The sequence below is a fragment of the Streptomyces sp. NPDC060064 genome (assembly GCF_042736455.1).
Lineage (GTDB): Bacteria > Actinomycetota > Actinomycetes > Streptomycetales > Streptomycetaceae > Streptomyces.
Map to the genome: position 1 here is coordinate 219,098 of NZ_JBHWWF010000007.1, position 20,496 is coordinate 239,593.

12 protein-coding genes are annotated in these 20,496 nt (G+C 70.7%); 10 read left to right on the forward strand and 2 right to left on the reverse strand.

Annotated elements, in window-relative coordinates:
* The first annotated feature begins 184 nt into the window (after positions 1–184).
* From ACFWDI_RS12030 to ACFWDI_RS12040, 3 genes are all read left to right on the forward strand, one after another.
* A complete protein-coding gene (locus ACFWDI_RS12030; RefSeq protein WP_385303210.1) occupies positions 185–2,569 on the forward strand; it encodes a phosphoketolase in 2,385 nt (794 codons plus the stop codon).
* A 154-nt stretch (positions 2,570–2,723) separates the two neighbouring features.
* A complete protein-coding gene (locus ACFWDI_RS12035) occupies positions 2,724–3,857 on the forward strand; it encodes an HAD-IC family P-type ATPase (RefSeq protein ID WP_385303212.1) in 1,134 nt (377 codons plus the stop codon).
* Positions 3,818–5,338 (forward strand): cation-translocating P-type ATPase, encoded by a 1,521-nt coding sequence (locus ACFWDI_RS12040; protein ID WP_385303213.1) that lies wholly within the window; start codon positions 3,818–3,820, stop codon positions 5,336–5,338. Before ACFWDI_RS12035 ends, ACFWDI_RS12040 begins: the two co-directional genes overlap by 40 nt.
* Before the next feature lie 192 nt (positions 5,339–5,530).
* Here the strand turns inward: ACFWDI_RS12040 and ACFWDI_RS12045 are convergent, their stop codons facing one another.
* Positions 5,531–5,767 (reverse strand): hypothetical protein, encoded by a 237-nt coding sequence (locus ACFWDI_RS12045; RefSeq protein ID WP_385303215.1) that lies wholly within the window; start codon positions 5,765–5,767, stop codon positions 5,531–5,533.
* 634 nt (positions 5,768–6,401) lie between these two features.
* On the opposite strand from ACFWDI_RS12045, the gene ACFWDI_RS12050 reads away from it, so the two are divergent.
* The 7 genes from ACFWDI_RS12050 to ACFWDI_RS12080 all read left to right on the forward strand — a co-directional run bounded on the left by ACFWDI_RS12050 (position 6,402) and on the right by ACFWDI_RS12080 (position 19,752).
* Positions 6,402–7,727: an MFS transporter gene (locus ACFWDI_RS12050; RefSeq protein ID WP_385303218.1), complete on the forward strand. Its 1,326-nt coding sequence runs from the start codon at positions 6,402–6,404 to the stop codon at positions 7,725–7,727.
* Between the two features lie 119 nt (positions 7,728–7,846).
* Positions 7,847–9,181, forward strand: coding sequence for a condensation domain-containing protein (locus tag ACFWDI_RS12055; RefSeq protein WP_385303220.1), 1,335 nt, complete (start codon positions 7,847–7,849; stop codon positions 9,179–9,181).
* Positions 9,182–9,403: 222 nt separating this feature from the next.
* A complete protein-coding gene (locus tag ACFWDI_RS12060) occupies positions 9,404–12,610 on the forward strand; it encodes an amino acid adenylation domain-containing protein (RefSeq protein WP_385303223.1) in 3,207 nt (1,068 codons plus the stop codon).
* On the forward strand, positions 12,610–14,580 hold the full coding sequence (locus ACFWDI_RS12065) for a non-ribosomal peptide synthetase (protein WP_385303226.1): 1,971 nt from the start codon (positions 12,610–12,612) through the stop codon (positions 14,578–14,580). The genes ACFWDI_RS12060 and ACFWDI_RS12065 overlap by 1 nt, the downstream gene beginning before the upstream one ends.
* Positions 14,581–14,629: 49 nt before the next feature.
* Positions 14,630–16,441, forward strand: coding sequence for an amino acid adenylation domain-containing protein (locus tag ACFWDI_RS12070; RefSeq protein WP_385303228.1), 1,812 nt, complete (start codon positions 14,630–14,632; stop codon positions 16,439–16,441).
* On the forward strand, positions 16,431–19,298 hold the full coding sequence (locus ACFWDI_RS12075) for a condensation domain-containing protein (RefSeq protein WP_385303230.1): 2,868 nt from the start codon (positions 16,431–16,433) through the stop codon (positions 19,296–19,298). The genes ACFWDI_RS12070 and ACFWDI_RS12075 overlap by 11 nt, the downstream gene beginning before the upstream one ends.
* 199 nt (positions 19,299–19,497) lie before the next feature.
* Positions 19,498–19,752: a hypothetical protein gene (locus tag ACFWDI_RS12080; RefSeq protein WP_385303232.1), complete on the forward strand. Its 255-nt coding sequence runs from the start codon at positions 19,498–19,500 to the stop codon at positions 19,750–19,752.
* A gap of 126 nt (positions 19,753–19,878) precedes the next feature.
* Here ACFWDI_RS12080 and ACFWDI_RS12085 read toward each other — a convergent pair whose 3' ends face one another.
* On the reverse strand, positions 19,879–20,496 hold the full coding sequence (locus tag ACFWDI_RS12085) for a hypothetical protein (RefSeq protein ID WP_385303233.1): 618 nt from the start codon (positions 20,494–20,496) through the stop codon (positions 19,879–19,881).

Sequence of the window (20,496 nt, forward strand, 5' to 3'; positions counted from 1 at the left end):
GGGGCGCGGTAGGCCACAGGCGTCTCCTGCGTCGTCGTGCTGCCCGGTTCAGCACTGCTTTCCGCCCTGACCACCGACCCCGCCCCGTTGGGAGATGAGCCGAGCACATCGGGCCCAACGGCCGCCTGCCCGTACCGACCGACCGTGCCGAAATCTCCTCTCGGCACCTGCAGAGGAGCACGAAATGCCCGACATTCACCCGGGATCGGCCAACTACCTCGATGAAGCAGAGCTGGCGGCGTTGGACGCGCATTGGAGGGCCGCGAACTACCTGGCCGTTGGCCAGATCTACCTGATGGCCAATCCTCTGCTCCGTGAGCCATTGAAGCCGGAGCACATCAAGCCTCGGCTGCTGGGCCACTGGGGCACCTCGCCCGGTCTGAATCTCGTCTACACCCACCTCAACCGGGTGGCCCGGGACCATGGGAAGGACACCATCTGTGTCTGGGGCCCCGGCCATGGAGGACCGGCCGTCCTGGCCAACTCCTGGCTGGAGGGCACGTATTCCGAGACGTACCCGGACGTGCGCCGGGACGCGGAGGGTATGGCGCGCCTGTTCCGTCAGTTCTCCTTCCCCGGCGGGGTGCCCAGCCATGTGGCCCCGGAGACTCCGGGATCGATCCACGAGGGGGGTGAGCTGGGGTATTCGCTCTCCCATGCCTACGGCGCCGCCCTGGACAACCCCGGTCTGCTGGTCGCCTGCGTCATCGGCGACGGGGAGGCGGAGACCGGGCCGCTGGCCGCGTCCTGGCACTCCAACAAGTTCCTCGACCCGGTCCACGACGGAGCGGTCCTGCCGGTCCTGCACTTGAACGGGTACAAAATCGCCAACCCGACCGTGCTTGCGCGCCTGCCCAGGGACGAACTCGACGACTTTCTTCGTGGCCTGGGCCATGACCCGCTGCATGTCGAAGGTGATGATGCACTTCAGGTGCACAGCGCCATGGCCCGCGCCATGGACACCGCACTCGATCGCATCAGCGCCATCCAGCACGGCGCCCGCGAAGAAGGCGTCACCGAACGCATGCGCTGGCCGATGATCCTGCTGCGCACGCCCAAGGGATGGACCGGGCCGACCGAGGTCGACGGCGTACAGGTGGAAGGCACATGGCGCGCGCACCAGGTGCCGCTGTCCTCCGTACGCGAAAACCCGGACCACCTCAGGCAGTTGGAGGAGTGGCTGCACTCCTACCGGCCCGCGGAACTCTTCGACGATCGCGGCCGCCCGCGCGAGCGGGTGCTGGAGTGTGTGCCCGCCGGCCCTCGCCGTCTCGGGGCCAGCGTGCACGCCAACGGCGGCCTGCTCGTACAGGATCTGCCGATCCCGCCGCTGGAACGTTACGCCGTTCCGGTCGACAAGCCCGGTACGACCCTGCATGAGCCCACCCGGGTCCTGGGCGACCTGTTGGAGGGGGTCATGGAGAACACCGCCGAGCGTCGGGACTTCCGTCTGATGGGGCCGGACGAGACGGCCTCGAATCGTCTGCAGGCCGTGTACGGAGCGACGGGCAAGGCATGGCAGGCGCGGACCCTGGAGGTCGACGAACACCTGGACCGCCACGGCCGGGTGATGGAGATCCTCTCCGAACACACCTGCCAGGGCTGGCTGGAGGGCTATCTCCTCACCGGCCGCCACGGGCTGTTCTCCTGCTACGAGGCGTTCGTCCACATCGTCGACTCCATGGTCAACCAGCACATCAAGTGGCTGCGCACCTCAAGGCGCCTGCCCTGGCGCCGCCCCATCGCCTCACTGAACTACCTGCTCACCTCGCACGTATGGCGGCAGGACAGCAACGGCTTCTCCCACCAGGACCCCGGCTTCATCGACCACGTCCTCAACAAGTCACCCGAGGTCGTGCGGGTGTACCTGCCACCGGACGCCAACACCCTGCTGTCGGTGGCCGATCATGTGCTGCGCTCCCGCGACTACGTCAATGTCGTCGTCGCCGGAAAGCAGCCCTGCTTCGACTGGCTGACCCTCGAGCAGGCTCGCGGACACTGTGCCCGCGGTGCCGGAATCTGGGACTGGGCAGGCGCAGAGAATGAGAGCGGGGAACCCGATGTCGTCCTCGGCTGCGCTGGCGACGTCCCCACTCTGGAAATCCTGGCAGCCGCACAGTTGCTCCGCCGGCACCTGCCCCACCTGGCCGTACGCGTCGTCAACGTCGTGGACCTGGCTCGGCTGCTCCCCAAGGAGGAGCACCCGCACGGCATGCCGGACGCGGAGTTCGACGCGCTGTTCACCTCCGACAAGCCCGTCATCTTCGCGTACCACGGATACCCGTGGCTGATCCACCGCCTGGCCTACCGGCGCACCGGGCACGCCAACCTGCATGTGCGCGGCTACAAGGAGGAAGGCACCACCACCACGCCCTTCGACATGGTCGTGCGCAACGACCTCGACCGGTACCGGCTCGTCATGGATGTCATCGACCGCGTCCCCGGGCTGGCGGTACGCGCCGCCACAGTTCGACAGGAGATGGCAGACGTTCGTCTGCGCCACCACGCCTGGATTCGTGAGCACGGCACCGACCTGCCCGAAGTCAGCGAATGGAACTGGAACAGCTGAGCGCCCCGGCGTTGCTCCGTGATGTCGGAGACAGGACACGGATGCACCCCAGCTCCAACTGACGCGGTCAATGCCCCCACTGACGGCCAACCCACCCAGCGCCCACTGAGCCAGGCCCGTAAGACATGAGCACCTTGAAGCAACCGGAGTCACCATGCCCCTTACGTCCGCACCCCTTTCGGGGGCCGCCCGGGCGACAGGTCTCAGTCAGGAGCAGGCATCCCAGCTGCTGGCGGAGTGCGGTCCCAACGAGCTCAGCGAACAGCGCAGGATATCGCTTCGGTCCCGAATCTTCGCTCAGCTTCGTGACCCGCTGATCATCGTGCTGCTGGCGGCCGTGGCACTGACCGTGGCGACCGGGGACTACGCCGACGCAGTCGTCATATGTGTGGTCGTGCTCTTCAACACCACCGTCGGGGTGGTGCAGGAGGTGCGCGCCGACAATGCGGTCGCTGCCCTCTCCGCCATGACGGCGCCTGCCGCACGAGTACTGCGCGGCGGGACGGAACAGGAGGTGAACTCGTCAGCCGTCGTCCCGGGCGACGTACTGGTACTCGGTGAAGGCGACATCGTCCCCGCTGACGCCGCGCTCACGCAGGCCGCTGCCCTTCTGATCGACGAGTCGGCGCTGACCGGCGAATCCGTACCTGTCGACAAGGACGTCCACGGAACGGATCCGCACACGGGACAACTACAGGCGGGAACCGTCGTACTGCGTGGCCGCGCTGTCGCCACCGTCACCGCCACCGGGCCGCGCCGTGCCCTCGGCATGATCGCCGCCTCGCTGCACCCCCGACAGCGACAGACCCCGCTCCAAAAGCGCCTGGCCGGGCTCGGCCGGGTACTGGCCCTGGTCACTGTAGGGCTGTGCCTCCTCGTGCTCGTCCTGGGACTGGTGCGCGGTCAGTCCTTGGAGACGATGGCGGTAACGGCCATCAGCCTCGTCGTGGCAGCCGTCCCGGAGTCACTGCCGGCCGTCGTCACCCTCGGCCTGGCGCTGGGCGCGCGGCGGATGGCCGCTCGCAACGCCGTGGTTCGCCGCCTGTCCGCAGTGGAGACCATGGGATCGGTCACCGTACTGGCCACGGACAAGACAGGCACCCTCACCGAAGGCCGCATGGTCGTCGAACGAGTATGGACCGCCGCCCATGGCACGGTGACCCTGACGGGCGCGGGATACGAACCCGTTGGTGAAATTCTCACGACCGGCCGACATCCAGAACCGCCACCAGGGATGCCGTTCGAGAAGTGCTCATCGCAGCGGCGTTGTGCAACGACGCGTCGCTGATTCCGCCCGGGGAAGCAGACGCGCAATGGACCCCGCTCGGTGATCCAACCGAGGCCGCCCTGCTGACCGCCGCCGCCAAAGTGGGCTGCACACCCGACGAGTTGGTGCGAACTCATCCCCGCGTCGATGAGGTGCCGTTCGACAGCCTCCGCAAACGTATGACCACCATCCACCGCACACCCTCGGGAACGATCGAGATCTACCTCAAGGGCGCACCTGAAATGGTGCTGGACGCCGCGCTTCTGAACGAAAGTCCCGCGTCACTGGTGCATGCGCGTAAGGAGGCCGCCGCCCTGTCCGCCGAGGGCTACCGCGTCCTGGCCATAGCGTCAGGTTCGTCCACCTGTATTCCTGTCCCGACCGAGGAGTCGGAAAGCGGCTTGCGGCTGCTGGGACTGACTGCCATCAGCGACCCGCCCAAAGAAGCAGCCACTGCGACCGTGCAAGCCTGCCGCCGTGCCGGGATCACCCCGGTTCTCATCACTGGAGACCACCCAGCAACTGCCCGTGCGATCGCGGAAAGGGTTGGTATCCTCACGCGAGCTGACGCCACCATGCCGAGCCGCGTGGCCACCGGCAAAGAGCTGGCCGCCGGACAGATCCCGGACCCCACCCGGGTCAGAGTTTTCGCTCGTACCACGCCTCAACAGAAACTGGACATCATCCAGGCGTGGCGCGCCCGCGGAGAGGTCACCGCGATGACCGGCGATGGCGTCAACGACGGCCCCGCCCTGCGGCAGGCCGACATCGGCGTGGCGATGGGCCGCCGGGGAACCGAAGTTGCCCGCCAAGCTGCCGATCTGGTCCTCGCCGACGATGAACTGACCTCGGTGATCTCGGCCGTGGAAGAGGGCCGCCGTGTCTACGCCAACATCCGCCGGTTCCTGGTCTATGCGCTGGCCGGCGGTGCCGCGGAAATCCTCGTTATGCTCATTGGCCCGATGCTCGGACTCGCATTGCCTCTGCGAGCAGGTCAGATTCTGTGGATCAACCTGCTCACTCATGGTCTGACAGGGGTCGCCATGGGCGCCGAACCGGTCTCACCCCACGCCATGCGACGCGCGCCGCGCCCGCCGCAGCAGCACGTACTCGGCGACGGGCTCTGGCAGCGGGTACTGCGGCTGTCGATCCTGGTCACGGCAGCCAGCCTCGCTGCCAGCCTCTGGGTCCGGCACTCCGGCGGCCCGTGGCAGACCGTCCTGTTCATCGCCCTGCTGGCCGCCCAGCTCGGCGTCGCTCTGGGGCTGCGGGAGCGACTGTTCACGCGCCAAAATCTGTTTCTGCCCGCAGCTGTGCTGACTGCGGCGGGACTGGGCGCTGCCGCACTCTACGTACCCTTCCTGGCAGACCTGTTGGACACCTCATCGCCATCGTGGACCGGTATCGCACTCGCCGCGGCTGCCGGCCTCATCAGCTTCGGCGCAGCGCGCACCGAGAGCTGGTTGGCGAGGACTGCCGACCAGACACCTGCCGCACCGTGAGACAGAACGCCGGTGGACGTCCCGGGTCTCGTGTACTTCGCCGCTGGACCGACGTGGCCCGCTTCTTCGCCCTTCCCCTTGGCGGCGTCCGGGTGGGTGGGTGGGTTGAGCGTGTCCGGAGAACCGTCCGCGGCAAGTGAGCTTCAACGGGCTTGTGCAGCGGGTTGGTGAATCCCATCCACCAGAGCGCCTTCAGCGCTGCCGGCGTGGGTCACCGGGCACGACGAGGGCCACGTCCAGGTTGCCGACGGCGGATACCTTCCCCAATCCGCCCATGACTCCGTCCGCATCCCGCCAGCCGTTGCTGCCCATGCCATGGCTGCCTACACCCGCGTCGGCGATACCGTGGGCCACGACGCGCGCCCATGTCACCGCGCCGAGCACCACGGCGCCCATCCCGACGTCATGGTCCTCGACTGCCGCCCGCACGCCCTGACCGCCGCACGCCTGTCCGCGTCTTGCGCGGGGCCTGAACTGCACCATTGCACCCGGCGGACCGAGCGATCAGAGCGTGGAGCGTGCGTCCCGGGCTGAGGCATGGGCGGGTCCCGTCGATCGCCATGTCCAGCAGTCGATCCGCCTCGTCCTTGTCGGCGTTGGAGTCCGCTGTAGAGCCAGACACGGATCATCGCCCGCCTCACCACGGCCCGCCCAACCTTTGGCCTCATCCATCCGGGCGGTGGTGGCGGCGGCACGCAGCAGATCACCGGCCTACGGATGGGCCACCGCTCGCTGAGCCGGCACGGTTCCGGAGACCGACTTACCTCGCATGGACGAACCGCCTATAGCGGCTGGAGTCGACAGCCCGGACACTGAGGGTGAGCGGACGACTATTTTCGGTCAGAGGTGCGATTCGTGGCGCCATGTACGAGATCGGCCGAGGCCTGCCGGGCGAGGGCTGCGCGGATCTTCTTGCCGCGAAGCCTTAGCGTGTGTCATTCATCCGGAAGTTGCCCCGATATGGCGGAAGATTTTCCGATCCGGCGGTGATATCGCCAGAGAAACGACCGAAAGTGTTCATTGTGTTTTGACGTTGATCGGCCTGACGGTGAAGGTCTGATTCATGTCCCCCTCACCTCCCGTCGCATCCAGCGGTCTGCTGCGCATGCGCGACTTCCGTCTCCTGCTCGCCGGCGCCGCGGCCGGTCAAGTCGGCGCCCAGGTCACTCTGGTCGCGCTCCCGCTGGTGGCGGTTCTCGTGCTGAAGGCACCCGCGTTTCAGGTGGGACTGCTCACGGCTGCCGAGACCGCCGCGTTCCTCCTGATAGGGCTGCCTGCGGGCGCCTGGGTCGACCGGATGCGGAAACTCCCGCTGATGATCCGGTCCGATGCGGTGCGCGCCCTGGCCATGGCGAGCGTCCCGCTGGCCGCAGTCGCTGACGTACTGACGATGGCGCAGCTGTACGTCGTCGCTCTGGTCACCGGAGCGGCAACCGTCTTCTTCGACGTGGCCCATCAGAGCTACCTGCCCGAACTGCTGCCCAAGGAGCGGTTGATGGCGGGCAACGGGGCATTGGAGACGGTCCGCTCATCGGCCCACGTCGCCGGCCCGGCGATCGGCGGCGGACTCGTACAAGTACTCGGGGCCCATCTGGCGATCGTGGCCGACGCGATCGGCTACGCCGTGTCGGCGCTTTTCCTGCTGGCTATGAAGCGGCCGCCCCAGAGCCCGCCCGAGCCTGTTCCGGGCGCGTCCCTGCGCAAGGACATCGGGGAAGGCCTCCGGTTCGTCCTCGGCCACCCTTTGCTGCGGGTCATCGCCGCAACGACCGGCCTCGGCAACTTCTTCACCGCGATGCTGATGGCCACTCAGTCCATCTTCCTGGTACGGGTGATCGGCCTGCAGCCGGTCGCCATCGGTCTGATGCTCTCCGCGTCCGCCGTGGGCGGACTCGTCGGTGCACTGAGCGCCGCCACGCTCGCCGGCCGCCTCGGGCAGGCCCGCATCATCTGGCTCTCCGCGCTGGCAACCGGGCCGTTCGCACTGTTGTGGCCGCTGTCCGGACGGGGAGCCACCGCCGCCCTGTTCGCCATCGGCTCCGGCGTGGTCTCCTTCGGCGCTGTTGTCTACAACGTCGCCCAGGTCAGTTTCCGTCAGACGCTCTGCCCGCCCCGACTGCTCGGCCGGATGAACGCCACACTGCGCTTCCTTGTGTGGGGCACCCTGCCGCTCGGCGCGGTCGTGGGCGGCGCCGTCGCAGGCGCCTTCGATCCGCGCGCCGCACTCTGGGCCTGCGCGATCGGCTTCCTCTTCGTACCGCTGCCGTTGCTGCTCTCCCCCCTGCGCCGCATGCGCGATCTGCCGGCCGCTCCGGACGACACGCAAGACCCGCAAGACCCGGCCAAGCGCGACACCGGCGGCCACTCCGAGCCCGTCGCCGTCGGCTGACTCGAAGCCCCCGTTCCAGCTCCGGCCTGCCTGCCGGTCATTTCTTGCTGCCGTCCCGCCCGAATGGCATGTCGCGGGGTCCGACGCGCGGCCACGACAGACACGACAGAGAGGACGACGTGCACCTCAGCATCACGGGCCAGTACCTGGCTCGCTACCAACGCATCGCCGCCGCCAACAGGGAATCCGATCTGCTGCCAGTCACCGGAGCTCAGCGGCGCTTCGTCCTGGTGCGTTCCCTGGACCCCGCCGGACGGCCGGACATCGTCCCGATGTTCTTCGCCTTCGGCCGCGGCACCGTGGATTTGGTACGGCTGCGAGCGGCCGCGAACCATCTGGCCGCCCGGCACCCGGTGCTGCGCGCCCACCCGGAGGTGCTCCGCGGCACCCCCGCGCTTCGCCTGGCGGAGCCGGACGTACCGGTGGAGCGCCTCGTTCGCGCGCCCGGCGAGGACGCGGCCACCACCATGCGTCGAGCCCTGAGCGCCTGGACTGTGCAGGGCTCGCCGCTGCGGCTCTACCTGGCCGAGGACGGACCGGATGCCGAGGAAGAGGTGCTCGCGGTCGTACTGGACCACACGGCCTGCGACGGCCAGTCGCTGGCGCGCATCGTCGAGGAGCTGAGCAGTGCCTACCGCCACGGGACCGGCCCCGGAGAACTCGCGCCCGGCGACGCGGCCGCGGAACTGGCCGCCTACCGGGAAGCGGTTCAGATGCAGCTCGAGGCCGAGCAGCGCGCGGGGTCGGCCGCCGCGCTGGAGTACTGGGGCGGGCGACTGCGCGACGTGCGCGAACGCGCTGCGCTGCCCGTGCCGCAGGCTCTCGCCCCCGGCACGCTGCCCACCGGCGCGGCCGAACTGCGGCTGCCCGCTCCGGCCTCCGGCGTATCGTTCCCCGCTCTGCTTGACGCCTGTCGGGCAACGGCCCGCGTCCTGTACGGAGCCGGTCATGTGTCACCGATCGGGTACCCGTGGGGCGGCCGCCCGGCCGCCGCGGCGCCGGTGGTCGGCTGCTTCCTCAACACCGTCGTCTTCCCCGCCGGGACCGATGACGCCCCCGACGGCCCGAGCGGCGACGACCCCTTCGGCACGGCGACGACGGCCACCGACTGGTGGGGCGACCTCGACCGGGCGGACACCCCCTTCGACGAAGTCGTGCACGCCGCCCGGTCGGCCGGGTCCCTGTGGTCGGGCCGCCTGGACGGCCTGCTGACCGTCGACGACGCCCGTCGCCGTCCACCGCTGAGCCTGGGCGGAGTGGCGGGCCGCGAGGTCCACATCGACGGCCGGCACGTACGCGCCCCGTTCGCCGTGTCCGTCACCCACGGGCCAGAACTCCACATCCGCATGGTGTGGGACCGCCACGTGCACGACGACCACACGGCCGAGGACGGGTTCGGCGCCTTCTGCGCGACCCTGCCCGCACCGCAGCGAGCCGACGTCACCGTCGGCTGAACGCCGCAGTCGTACACGGAAACGACACAGCGCCGAACCGCACACGGCCGGCGCACCGCACATCCCTCAAGCCACACAGCCACAGAACCACCCCGAAGCCACCGAGCACAGCACGGCAGGACCGCGCGATCCGCGGACCGGCCTGCGAACCCCGGGTGGGGAGCACAACCGTGCCCCGACCCGCATCCGAAGAACCCGACCCGACAACCTCAGGGATCGCCCATGCTTCCCCTCTCCTCGTCGCAGGAGATCGTCTGGCTGCACGAACAAGTGCAGCCCGGCAGCCGCGCCTACAATTTCACCGCCTCACTCGACCTGTGGGGGACGCTGGACACCGAGGCCCTGCGCCGCGGACTCACCGCCGCCCTCGACCGTCACCCCGGACTCCGCCTGGAACTCGTGGCTGTCCCCGGCGCGATGCCCGCCCAGCGGGCCGCTGACGCCTGTGCGCCCCGCCTGCGCAGCGTGGATCTGACCGGGGAGGCCGACCCGGAGGCCGCGTTCGCCAAACTGCTGCGCACCGAGGCCGAGACCCCGCTCGACACGTACGAGGCGCCGCTGCTGCGCTGGACGCTGGCGCGGCTCGCCGACGACCAGCACCGGCTCATCCACGTCGAGCACCACCTGATCCACGACGGGCACTCCTTCGCGATCCTGCTGGGCGATGTCTTCACCGTCTACCGCGCCCATGTCCTCGGTGAGCCGGTCGCTCTGCCCCCCGCGACCTCGTACGCGGACCATGTACGTGCCCAGGCCGACGCCCGGGCCGACGACGTACGAACCGCGGCCCGGCAGGCGAGCCTTGAGTACTGGGCCGACGAACTGCGCGGCGCCTCCTACGACATGCCGTTGCCCGGCCTGACCCGGCCCGGCGCCCGGCGCAGGCACCACGGCGGACAGCTGCGGCAGTCGATCGGCGCGGATCTGACCCAGCGGCTGCGCACCCACACCCGCGAGCGCGGCCTGACCCCGTTCTCCACACTGCTCGGGCTCTTCGCGGAACTCCTGCGCCGGCACAGCGGCCGCTCCCAGATGGTCGTCGGCACCGCCGTCGGCAACCGCCCGCGGGGATTCGAGGACGCCGTGGGCATGTTCGTCAACACGATCCCACTGCGGCTTCGCCTGGACCCGAAAGCCCCGGCCGAGGACACCATGGACGAGGTGACCGACACCCTCATCCGCGCTCTGCCGCATCAGGACGTGCCGGTCCAGGAGTTGACCCGCGCACTGGCCCTGCACACCTCCGGCGCGGACAACCCCCTGTTCAGCGTGATGTTCAGCGCGCACGATGCGGCACTGCCCGAGATCGAGGTGCCAGGCCTGGACATCACCTTGTTCGAAGGGTTCAACACCGGCACCACCCGATTCGACCTCGATGTCGTCCTGCTGCCCGACGACCGGCGTGGAGTGAGCCCCCGGCACGGGGCGCCCGGTATGACGCTGGTCTGGGACTACGACGCCGATCTCTTCGGCGAGGACGTGGCGAAGCTGCTCGCCGAACGCTTCCTGGATCTGCTGCGCGCCTACCTGGACGCTCCCGCCACCGTGCTCGCCGACCTCGCCCTTCCGGCGACGGCCGGCGATCCAGCACCCGAACCGCACGCGGCCGCGCAGGGCCGGGACGCGCTCGACCCGGCCGCCGCCCACGACGCCTCGCTGCCCGCGCTGCTGATCGGGGCCCGCCGGCTCACCTACGGCGACCTCAACCGGCAGGTCACCTCCCTCGCGCAGCGGATGCGGGACGCCGGTGTGACGGCCGGTCAGCCGGTCGCCGCCGTACTGCCGCGCGGCGCCGACTCGGTGGTGACGCTGCTGGCCTGTCTGCGGACCGGAGCCGTGTACTGCCCGCTCTCACCGTCCGACCCGGTCTCCCGTCTGGAGCTGCTGCTCGAGCGGCTCGGCCCGGCGCTGGTGCTCACCTCCGCCGACGCGGGGGCGACGCTGCCCGCACACCTGCCGACGGCGCGTATCGACGCCGCCTCCTTCCCCGCCGCGCGACCGGCCGATGTGGTGGCCGGTGCGGCGTACATCATCCACACCTCGGGTTCCACCGGCATACCCAAGCCCGTCGCGGTGGGCCGGGCGGCCCTGGAAAACCATCTGACCGGCGCGGCCGACCGGTTCGGCCTGGCCGCCGGTGACCGGGTGCTGCTGTTCGCCCAGCCCTCGTTCGACGTGGCGCTGGAAGAGGTCCTTCCCTCGCTGTACGCCGGCGCCTGCCTCGTCGTACCGGAGCGGGAAGTGCCCACCGGAGCAGAACTCGCCGAGCTGCTGGCCGCCGCCCGGGTCACTGTCGCCAACCTCCCGACCAGTTACTTCCTCGCCACCCGCGAGGAGTTGCGGCCGGTGCTGCGCGAGCGCCGCTGGGCGCCGAGGCTGCTGGTGCTCGGCGGCGAGCGCATCCCGGCGGACGCGATGCGCGCGTTCCTCGCCGACACCGACGCCGCCGTGTTCAACGTCTACGGAGTGACCGAAGCGGCGATCAGCTCGACCGTGTACGAGATCACCCGCGAGAACCTCGCGGACGGGGCGGAAATCCCCTTGGGCACCGAGCTGCCCGGCGAGCGGATCCACGTCCTGGACGCGGCGCTGCGTCCACTGCCGCACGGTGCGGTCGGTGAACTGGCCATCGCCGGCGCCGGTCTGGCCGAGGGGTACATCGGCAACCCGGAGGCCACCGCGGCACGATTCGTACGGATCGAAGCACTGAACGGCGAGCGGGTCTATCTCACCGGCGACCTCGGCTACCGGGATCGCGAGGGGCTGTTGCACTTCTTGGGGCGCCGCGACAACCAGATCAAACTGCGGGGCTACCGCATCGAGCTGGAGGAGGTGGAGGCCGCGGCATCGGCCGTGCTCGGCGGACGTTCCTGTGCCGTCGTACTGGACCGGGAAGCGCCCGGCGGACCGCGCCTGGTCGGCTTCCTGGAGAACTCCGACGAACAGCAGCCGTGGGACGAGCAGGCGATGCACCTCGAACTGAGCCGACGTCTGCCGAGTGCCCTCGTACCCGGCCGATGGGCGCGGCTGGATGCCATGCCGACCCTGCCCGGGGGCAAGCCGAACCGAGTGGCTCTGGCCCGTCTGGCCGCCGAACTCGAGCCCACCGCACCGGCCGAGGAGAGCGCCACGGCCGCAACCGACCCCGCGGCATTCACCGATCCCTCTCTGGCGCTGCTCGCCGAGGGCTGGCGCGAGGTGCTTGGCCACAGCCGGTTCACCGATGCGTCCCACTTCTTCCGGACCGGCGGGCACTCGCTGCTCGCCGCGCAGCTGGCGGCCTGGCTGGAACCCCGCATCGGCGCACGGCCGCCGCTGCGGCTGCTCTTCCAGAACCCGGTCCTTTCCGACCAGGCGCGCGCCCTTGGCGCGCTCTCCGCGCCGACCGTTTCTGCCCACACCGCTACGACCACGCCGACGGAGTCGTGATGACCGAGATGCTGAGTGACACGCCGCCGGGGGCCATGCCGATGACCGGGCGTTCTGCCGAGCCGATGGCCGAGCGGACCTCCGAGCTGATGAACGACCGTCAGGCCCACCTGCCGAGCGTCGTACACGGCGCCCCCCTTTCCCAAGCCACCGCCGCCGGAGTGCTCTCCCGCTACGAGGAATGGGTACGCCGCAGTCCCGAGGCCCCCGCCGTGGTCGACGGGACCCGTACCTGGAGCTACCGGCAGCTGGACGAGGCGGCCGACGACGTCCTTCGCGCCCTGAGCGACCGGGTCCGCCCGGGCGACCTGGTCGGCGTCTGTCTCGACCGCTCGGCGGCGCTGGCCGTGACCGCGATCGCCCTCGCCCGGATCGGCGCGGTCTATCTCCCGCTGGGCCCCCGCCCCGGTGGGCGCCGCATCGACGCGGTCACCGAGGACGTCGCCGTGGTCTGTCTGATCGGGGACCCCACCGTGCTGCCCGCCCGCCATCAGGCCGCCGAACAGATCGCGCTGCCGCTGCCGGGAGAGGGGACGAACGCCGCCCCGCAGGCCGTCGCGGCCTTCGCCCCTCCCGCTGCGAGTGCGCGCCCGGCTCCGCAGGAAGCCTTCTACGCCGTGCTGACCTCCGGCTCCACCGGGCGGCCGAAGGCCGTCGCCGTCGCGGAACCCGCCCTGGCCGCACTGCTGGACTGGTACCGCACCGAGACCGGCCTGGCGCCCGGAGACCGGCAGTCACTGCTGATCGGCGTCGCGTTCGACCCGCATGTGATGGAGCTGTGGGCCGGTCTGACGTCCGGCGCGGCTCTGGTTCCCGCTCCGGACGCTGTTCGCTGGGACCCGGCCGAACTCACCGCATGGTGGCGCGACGCCGCCGTGACAGTGTGCGTCGTGGCCACTCCGATGGCCGAACCGGTGCTGGAACGGACCTGGCCCCAGGACCTGAAGCTGCGTCACCTCGTTGTCGGCGGCGACCGGATGCGCCGACGGCCCGGTGCGGATGTGACCGCCACGGTGCACAATGCGTACGGGCCGGCCGAGGCCACCGTCGTCACCACCACCCACGCCATGCGCGCCACGGACCACGACGCGGGCGACGAGACAGCGCCGTCGATCGGAACTCCGATCCCGGGCGCCACGGTCGTCGTCACCGCAGCGGACGGCCGTGTCGCCGCCCGCGGTGAAGCCGGCGAACTGTGCATCGGCGGAACGTGCCTGGCGCTCGGCTATCTGGACCCGGAGCTGACGGAACGGCGATTCACCGCCCCGCCCCCGGGAGTCGACGCGGGGCGGACAGACCGCGTGTACCGCACCGGGGACCGGGTGCGGATGCTGGACGACGGCAGACTGGAGTTCCTCGGCCGTCTCGACGATCAGGTGAAGATCAGCGGAGTACGGATCGAACCGGCCGAGGTGGAGGCCGCGCTCGAACAGAACCCGTCGGTGCGCAGCGCGGTTGTCACCGCGCCCCGTTCCGCCGACGGCAGCGCCCGCCTGGTGGCGTACGTCCTCGCACCCGACGGAGCGAGTGCTGAAGAGCTGCTGTCCGCGGTACGAGCCTGGCTGCCCGAGCAGGCCGTGCCCTCGGCCGTGCGGATCCTGGACGCCTTCCCACTCGACGCCAACGGCAAGGTCGACCGTGCCCACCTGCTGAAGCTGACTGCGGCCCCCACGCATCCGATCGCCACCGACAGCGCCACTGCCGACAACGGCGATTCGCACGACGGCGCGACGGAGAGCGAGCGACTGGTCCTGCGGGTGGTGCGCGACCTGCTGGACAGCCCCCGTACCGAACTGGGCGACAACTTCACCGAGGCCGGCGGAACCTCGCTCGTCGCCTCGCGCCTGCTGACCGCGATCGAGCAGGAGACCGGAGTACGGCTGCGCGCACCGGAGTTGCTCCGTCAGCCCGACCTTCGGGCAGTCGCGGCCGTACTCGACAAGCGCCGCGCCGCCGCGGCGGTGGCCTGAGATGGCGACCGTCCTGGCGAACACCCCCGACCACAGGAAGGAAAGCCCCGTGCCGGCTGACCGCACACCGTCCGCGTACGCCTCCGGCCTGCCCGCCCTGGTGGCGCGGCACGCCGAGCAGACCCCGCAGGCCCTGGCCGTGATGGACGGCGACACCACACTGACGTACGCGCAGCTGGTCACCTCCGCCCGCGCTCTGGCCGCACACCTGCACGACCATGGCGTCCGCCCAGGCGACCGGGTGGCGCTGCTGGTGCCGCGATCGGCCCGCACGCTCGTCGCGCAGCTCGCGTTGTGGTGGGCAGGCGCTGCGTGCGTGCCGCTCGATCCGGCACACCCGCGTCCGCGTACCGAAGCCATGCTCGCCACCGCCGGGGCGACACTGACGGTCGGAGACAGCAAGCTGCTCGAATCCGCGGCCCCCACGGGCGCCACCCTGGCGCTGCCCGACGATCCACTGCTGACCGGCGCCGAGCTGCCCGCGGTGGAGCCCGGCCCGAACGCGACGGCGCTCGTCCTGTTCACCTCGGGGTCCACCGGCCTTCCCAAGGGCGTGACGGTCACCCACGGCGGTATCGCCCAACTGGTCACCGCTCCGCAGTACGCCACCGTCACCGCCCGCGACCGGGTGCTGTTCCACTCGCCGACCACCTTCGACGCCTCGACCTTCGAGGTGTGGTCGGCCCTCGCCAACGGAGCCGCCGTGGTGGTGTGCACCGTCGAGCGGCCCTCCTTCGAGGATCTGGCCCAGCAGGTGGAGCGGCACGGCGTGACCGTGGCGTTCTTCACCACGGCGCTGTTCCACCAGCTGGCTGCCCGCCGCTCCCGGGTGTTCTCGGTGCTCCGCACGGTGGTGGTGGGAGGCGAGGCGATGGCCGCCCAGCATGCCCGCGCGGTGCTGCGCGCGTTTCCCTGGCTGGAGTTGGTCAATGGCTACGGGCCGACGGAGACGACGACGTTCGCGACGGCGCACAGGGTCACCGATGCGGACTGCGACGGCCCGGTGCCGATCGGCCGCCCGGTCGCCGGTGCCGTCACACACGTCCTGGACGGGACCGGGCAGCCGGTCGCGCCGGGCGAACACGGTGAACTGTGGATCGGCGGCAGCCGTCTGGCAGGCGGATACGCGGGACGGCCGGAGCTGACCGCCGAACGCTTCGTGGACCATGCGTCGCTGGGCCGCCTGTACCGCTCCGGCGACCTGGTCTCGGGGCGCCCGGACGGAGTTCTGGACTTCCACGGCCGCGTCGACGACCAGGTCAAGGTCCGCGGATTCCGCATCGAGCCGGGCGAGGTCGAGCACATCCTGCGCGAGCAGGCGGAGGTGGACGACGCCGCTGTGACCGTGCGCCGGCCCGCAGCGGACGACGCCCGCCTGGCCGCCTTCGTCGTAGCCGCTCCCGGCCCGGTACCTCGTGCCGAGACGCTGAGGGCGCGGCTCGCCGAACAGCTGCCCGCCCATCTGGTCCCCGACGAGCTGACCCTCGTGGAGCGGCTGCCCCTGACGGTCTCCGGCAAGGTGGACCGGCGCGCGCTCACCGCTCTTCACGGCACCGCCGACGCCGAAGGCGCCACCCAGGCGCTGACCCCGATCCAGCAGGCTGTCGCCGAGGTGTGGAGCCGCAGCCTGGGCTGCGAAGTGAACAGGCCGGACGCCGACTTCCTCGCCTACGGCGGCCACTCCCTGCTCGCTCTGGTCGTCACGGACGACCTGCGCGAGGAGCTCGGAGTGGAGCTGTCCCTGCCCGACTTCTTCGCCGCCCCCACGGTGGCCGGACAGGCCGCCCTCGTCGAGCGCGCCCTGCTGGCCAACCACAGCGATCTCCACCTCGACGCGCCGGAGGACACCGATGGCCACTGACAGCACCCCCGGCTCCGTCACACTGCAGGAGGAACTGCTGCGCAGGGCCCGGGCCCGCGCCGGCACCCGCCCGGCCGCCCCGGTCCCCACAGCCGTCCACGCCCAGGGGCCTGCCCCGCTCTCCCACGCCCAGCGCCGGATGTGGCTGATGGACCGCCTCGGCCAGGGAGGCTCCCTCTACAGCGTGCCCTTCGCCACCCGGCTGCACGGGCCGCTCGACGTGGACGCCTTCACCGTCGCACTCACCGCGCTCGTACGACGCCACGCCGTCTTGCGCACCCGTTACGGTCAGCGCGGCGACGAGCCGTACCAGGAGACGCTCCCCGCGCCCGGCACGATCGCCGTGCCGGTGGTGGAGGTCGACGGCGACGGCGCGCAGGCGCTCGCCGAGGAGGCGCGCCGTCCGTTCGACCTGGCTGCGGGTCCCCTGCCGCGCGCCCTGGTGCTGCGGCACGGCCCCCAGGACCACACCGTGCTGCTGACCTTCCACCACATCACCATCGACGGCGGGTCGCTGGAGACCGTCGCCGACGAACTGACCCAGCTGTACGCAGCCGCCGTGGACGGACGCCCTCACGAACAGCCGGAGCCGCCGCAGTACCCGGACTACGCGCGTCGAGAGCACGCGGCGGCCGGCCGCCTCGATGCGGGACTGGGGCACTGGACGCGCCGGCTCGCCGGAGCGGTACCACTGCGGCTGCCCCGGCCCGCGCACCCTTCCGCCGGCCTGGGCACGCGGCCGGCCGTCGCCCGCACCACGAAGCTGGACGCCTCGGTGCTGCCTGCACTGCGAGAGCTGGGCAGGCAGCACCGGGCCACCCTCTTCACGGTGTCCCTCGCCGCCGCCTTCGCCGCGCTGCAGCGGTTCACCGGCGAGGACGACCTGGTCATCGGCTGCGCCGGCACCCACCGCGAGGGGGCGGCCATGCGCGGTCTCGTCGGACTGTGCGTCAATACCCTTCCGATACGTGTGAACCTGTCCGGCAACCCGGAGTTCGGGATCCTTGTGGACCGGGTGCGGGACGCGTTGCTGGAGGCCCAGGAGCACCGGGACGTTCCCTTCGACCTGATCCTGGAGCGGCTCGGCGCCGCCGCGCGGGACGCCGACGGCACGCCGCTGGTGCGGGTCACCGCGGACGTGCTGCGGGAGCCCACGGCGCTCCCGCTGCCCGGCACGGTCGCCGAGCCCGTCGAAGTCGGCCTCGGTGAAGCCAAGTTCGACCTGTCGTTCGGCCTCATGGACATCGACGAGCCCGCCTGCCTGGTCCAGTACGGTCAGGCAGCGCTGGCGACGGAGGCGGGAGACCAGCTGGCAGACGCCTTCGCCGACCTGCTGGCCGCAGTCGCCGTCGACCCGGAACTGACACTGTCACGGCTGCCCGGCCGACCGTGGGCGGTCCCGGCCGACGACGACTGCCATCCTGCCGAGACCCGGCTTCGGACTCATCCGCAGGTGAGCGATGCGGCCGTGCCGCAGCCGACGACCGGACCGCTCATCGCCTATGCCGTCCTGCGGGAGACCGGGGGCCCCTCGCCCGCCGAGTTACGAGCCCATCTCCGGTCCGTCCTCGCCCGGGAACTCGTCCCGGCCGCGGTGACGCTGCTGGACGCGATGCCGCGGAGCGCCGACGGCGCACTGGATGCCGCCCGGCTGCCCGGCGCGGCATCAGCCTCCGCCCTGAACGGGGACCGTGCGCACGCGGTGACGGCGGCGTTCACCGCTTTGCTGGGCCGGACCCCGGCGCCGGACGACGACTTCTTTGTCCTTGGTGGCCATTCACTGATCGCCGTGCAGCTTGCGGAGCGCTTGCGCACCGGGCTCAGGCTGCCGCTGACCGGTCTCGATGTGATGCAGAACCGGACACCGCGCGCACTCGCCGCGCTGCTCGACGCGCGTGAGACGGAACGCGCGGCGGCGGCCTCGACGGCTCCGCCGGTGTCACGTACCCGGCGGGCACGCAAGGGCACCGTGCTGGTGACCGGCGGCACGGGCGGCGTGGGAGCGTTCCTCCTGCGCGAACTCGTCGCCCAGGGGAGGCCGGTGCTCGCGCTGGCCCGTCCCGAGTCGGCGCATCTGGTGGCCGGGGACGGTGTGGACGTCGTCGAGGGTGATCTGACCGACCTGGACGGCCTGCGCGCCGCCGTGGAGAGTGCGGACGCGGTGATCCACGCCGCCTGCACCTTCACCCGTCCCGAGGTGGACGTGGCGGCGATGGAAGCGATGGTCGACGCCTGGCACAGCGGCCCGTTCGTCTTCGTCAGCAGCGTGGACGCCTATGGACGTCCCACGGAGCCGTGGGTGGCCGAGGAGTCGGCTTCCCAACAGCCGTTGAGCGCGTACGGACAGGCGAAGCTCGACTGCGAACAGATGCTGATGCGGGCAGCCGGCACCGGGGGCCGGGGCGGGGCCAGCGTCGTGCGCTCGCCCATCGTGTGGGGTCCGCATGACCGGCTGCGCGATCAGTTGCGCTGGGGCGCGACCGGGTTGCTCTATCAGGCTGCCCTCGCCGGAGAGCCGATCACGCTCCCACGGCCCGGCACAGCCGGGCGCGACTGGTACGGCGCCCCGTGGGTCCACGCCGCTGCCCTGGCCCGTGCTGTGACCGCCTGCCTGGACACGCCCGTCCACGGCGTGGCCAACGCCCTGAGCGGTCACGTCGCGTGGCAGGACCTCGCCGCCGAGCTGCGTACGCTCCTCGCCGGCGACAGTGAGATCCAGCTCGCCGAGCGGGTGCATCCGGACCTCGACCACCCCTGGCAGTACCGCGCGGACCGGCTGGCCACCGCACTGCGCGAACAGCCCGGGGAGGACTGGCAGTCCGTACTAGCTGCGATGGTCGACACCTCCCAGGCCTGAGCGCCCGGGATAGCGGGCCACGCGATCAGCCCCCGGCGCGAGCCGGGGGCTGATCGCGTCCGTGCCAGGCGCACAGGGCACGGACCGGCAGGTATGCCTCCGCAGGGTCCACGAATGCACGGCGGCACAGCGATTCCTGGCCGGAACGTGCAATCGACGCCAGCGGCTCGCTTGTCCCTGCGCCCCTTCGGGCGCAGGTTTGACGCTGCCGCTCGCCAGCAAGGTCGTCAAAGAGCAGCCACTGGGCGGCACCGACGACGAATGGATCGTCATCGAGCCCGTCCACCGCGCCGTCGAACTCGCCGAAGACCTGCATGACGACCGACAGGACAGCGCCCTGCTCTTCGGAAGGTTCGCCTTCACCGTCCGTTACAAGTGGACCGCAACTGGATCAACTCCCCTGCGGGACACCGTCTCGGGCTGGCTGCCATCCCGGAGGGGCAGGTCAATCTGAGGCGGCTGCGTCGCACACTGGCCCTGGAAATGGCCTACCGACCGGGCGGCGTGCTGGCCTCCAAATACACCTAAGGCACATCGCAGTGGCCACGACAGAAGGGTACGCCTCCCGCCCCGGCGGGGCTCAGGCCGAGTTGCTGGCCGAGGTCAACAGGACGAAAGCGACCGGAACCTCGACTTGATCCTGGAAGAGTTCCGCAACTACCAGCAGGGCATCCTCCCGGCCGGCCCTGGTGCCCGGAACCTGACCGAGTTCTTCGCCAGCATCGACGAGAAGCTCGACCCGGCAACAGCAACGGCGACGGCACCCAAGACGCAGCGCAGTGACCGTGACGTCCTCAACCTGCTGACCAAACGCGCCAAGGTCCTTCACCTCGGGCCCGCGAACTACTGCTGGTTCACCGACCCGTCCCGGGCACTCTGCCTCAAGCTGGCCGGCACCCCGACAGCCGACCGTCCCCTGATCGGGATGTGTGACTCCGCCCGTTGCCCGCAGGCCACCCATCACCCCTGCCACCGGCCTGTCTGGGCCGAGCACGCCGACCGCACCGCGTTCTACGGCACCCGCCCCTACACTCACCTCCGCGTCGAGTTCGAACGACACCTGAACGCCATGCGCGAGGCCGGCGAGACAGGAGACCATCCGGCGCCGCGAAGCCGCCGCCGCCGCCGCAACAACTCGGGTCAGCCGCCTGCCGCCGCCCCGAACCACCGCCATCGGGACATGCAGTTGATACCGCAA

Bases quoted from the DNA above. Each gene is read 5' to 3' on its own strand.
- ACFWDI_RS12030 (WP_385303210.1), top strand. From the start codon at position 185: ATGCCCGACATTCACCCGGGATCGGCCAACTACCTCGATGAAGCAGAG.
- ACFWDI_RS12035 (WP_385303212.1), top strand. From the start codon at position 2,724: ATGCCCCTTACGTCCGCACCCCTTTCGGGGGCCGCCCGGGCGACAGGT.
- ACFWDI_RS12050 (WP_385303218.1), top strand. From the start codon at position 6,402: ATGTCCCCCTCACCTCCCGTCGCATCCAGCGGTCTGCTGCGCATGCGC.
- ACFWDI_RS12060 (WP_385303223.1), top strand. From the start codon at position 9,404: ATGCTTCCCCTCTCCTCGTCGCAGGAGATCGTCTGGCTGCACGAACAA.
- ACFWDI_RS12065 (WP_385303226.1), top strand. From the start codon at position 12,610: ATGACCGAGATGCTGAGTGACACGCCGCCGGGGGCCATGCCGATGACC.
- ACFWDI_RS12075 (WP_385303230.1), top strand. From the start codon at position 16,431: ATGGCCACTGACAGCACCCCCGGCTCCGTCACACTGCAGGAGGAACTG.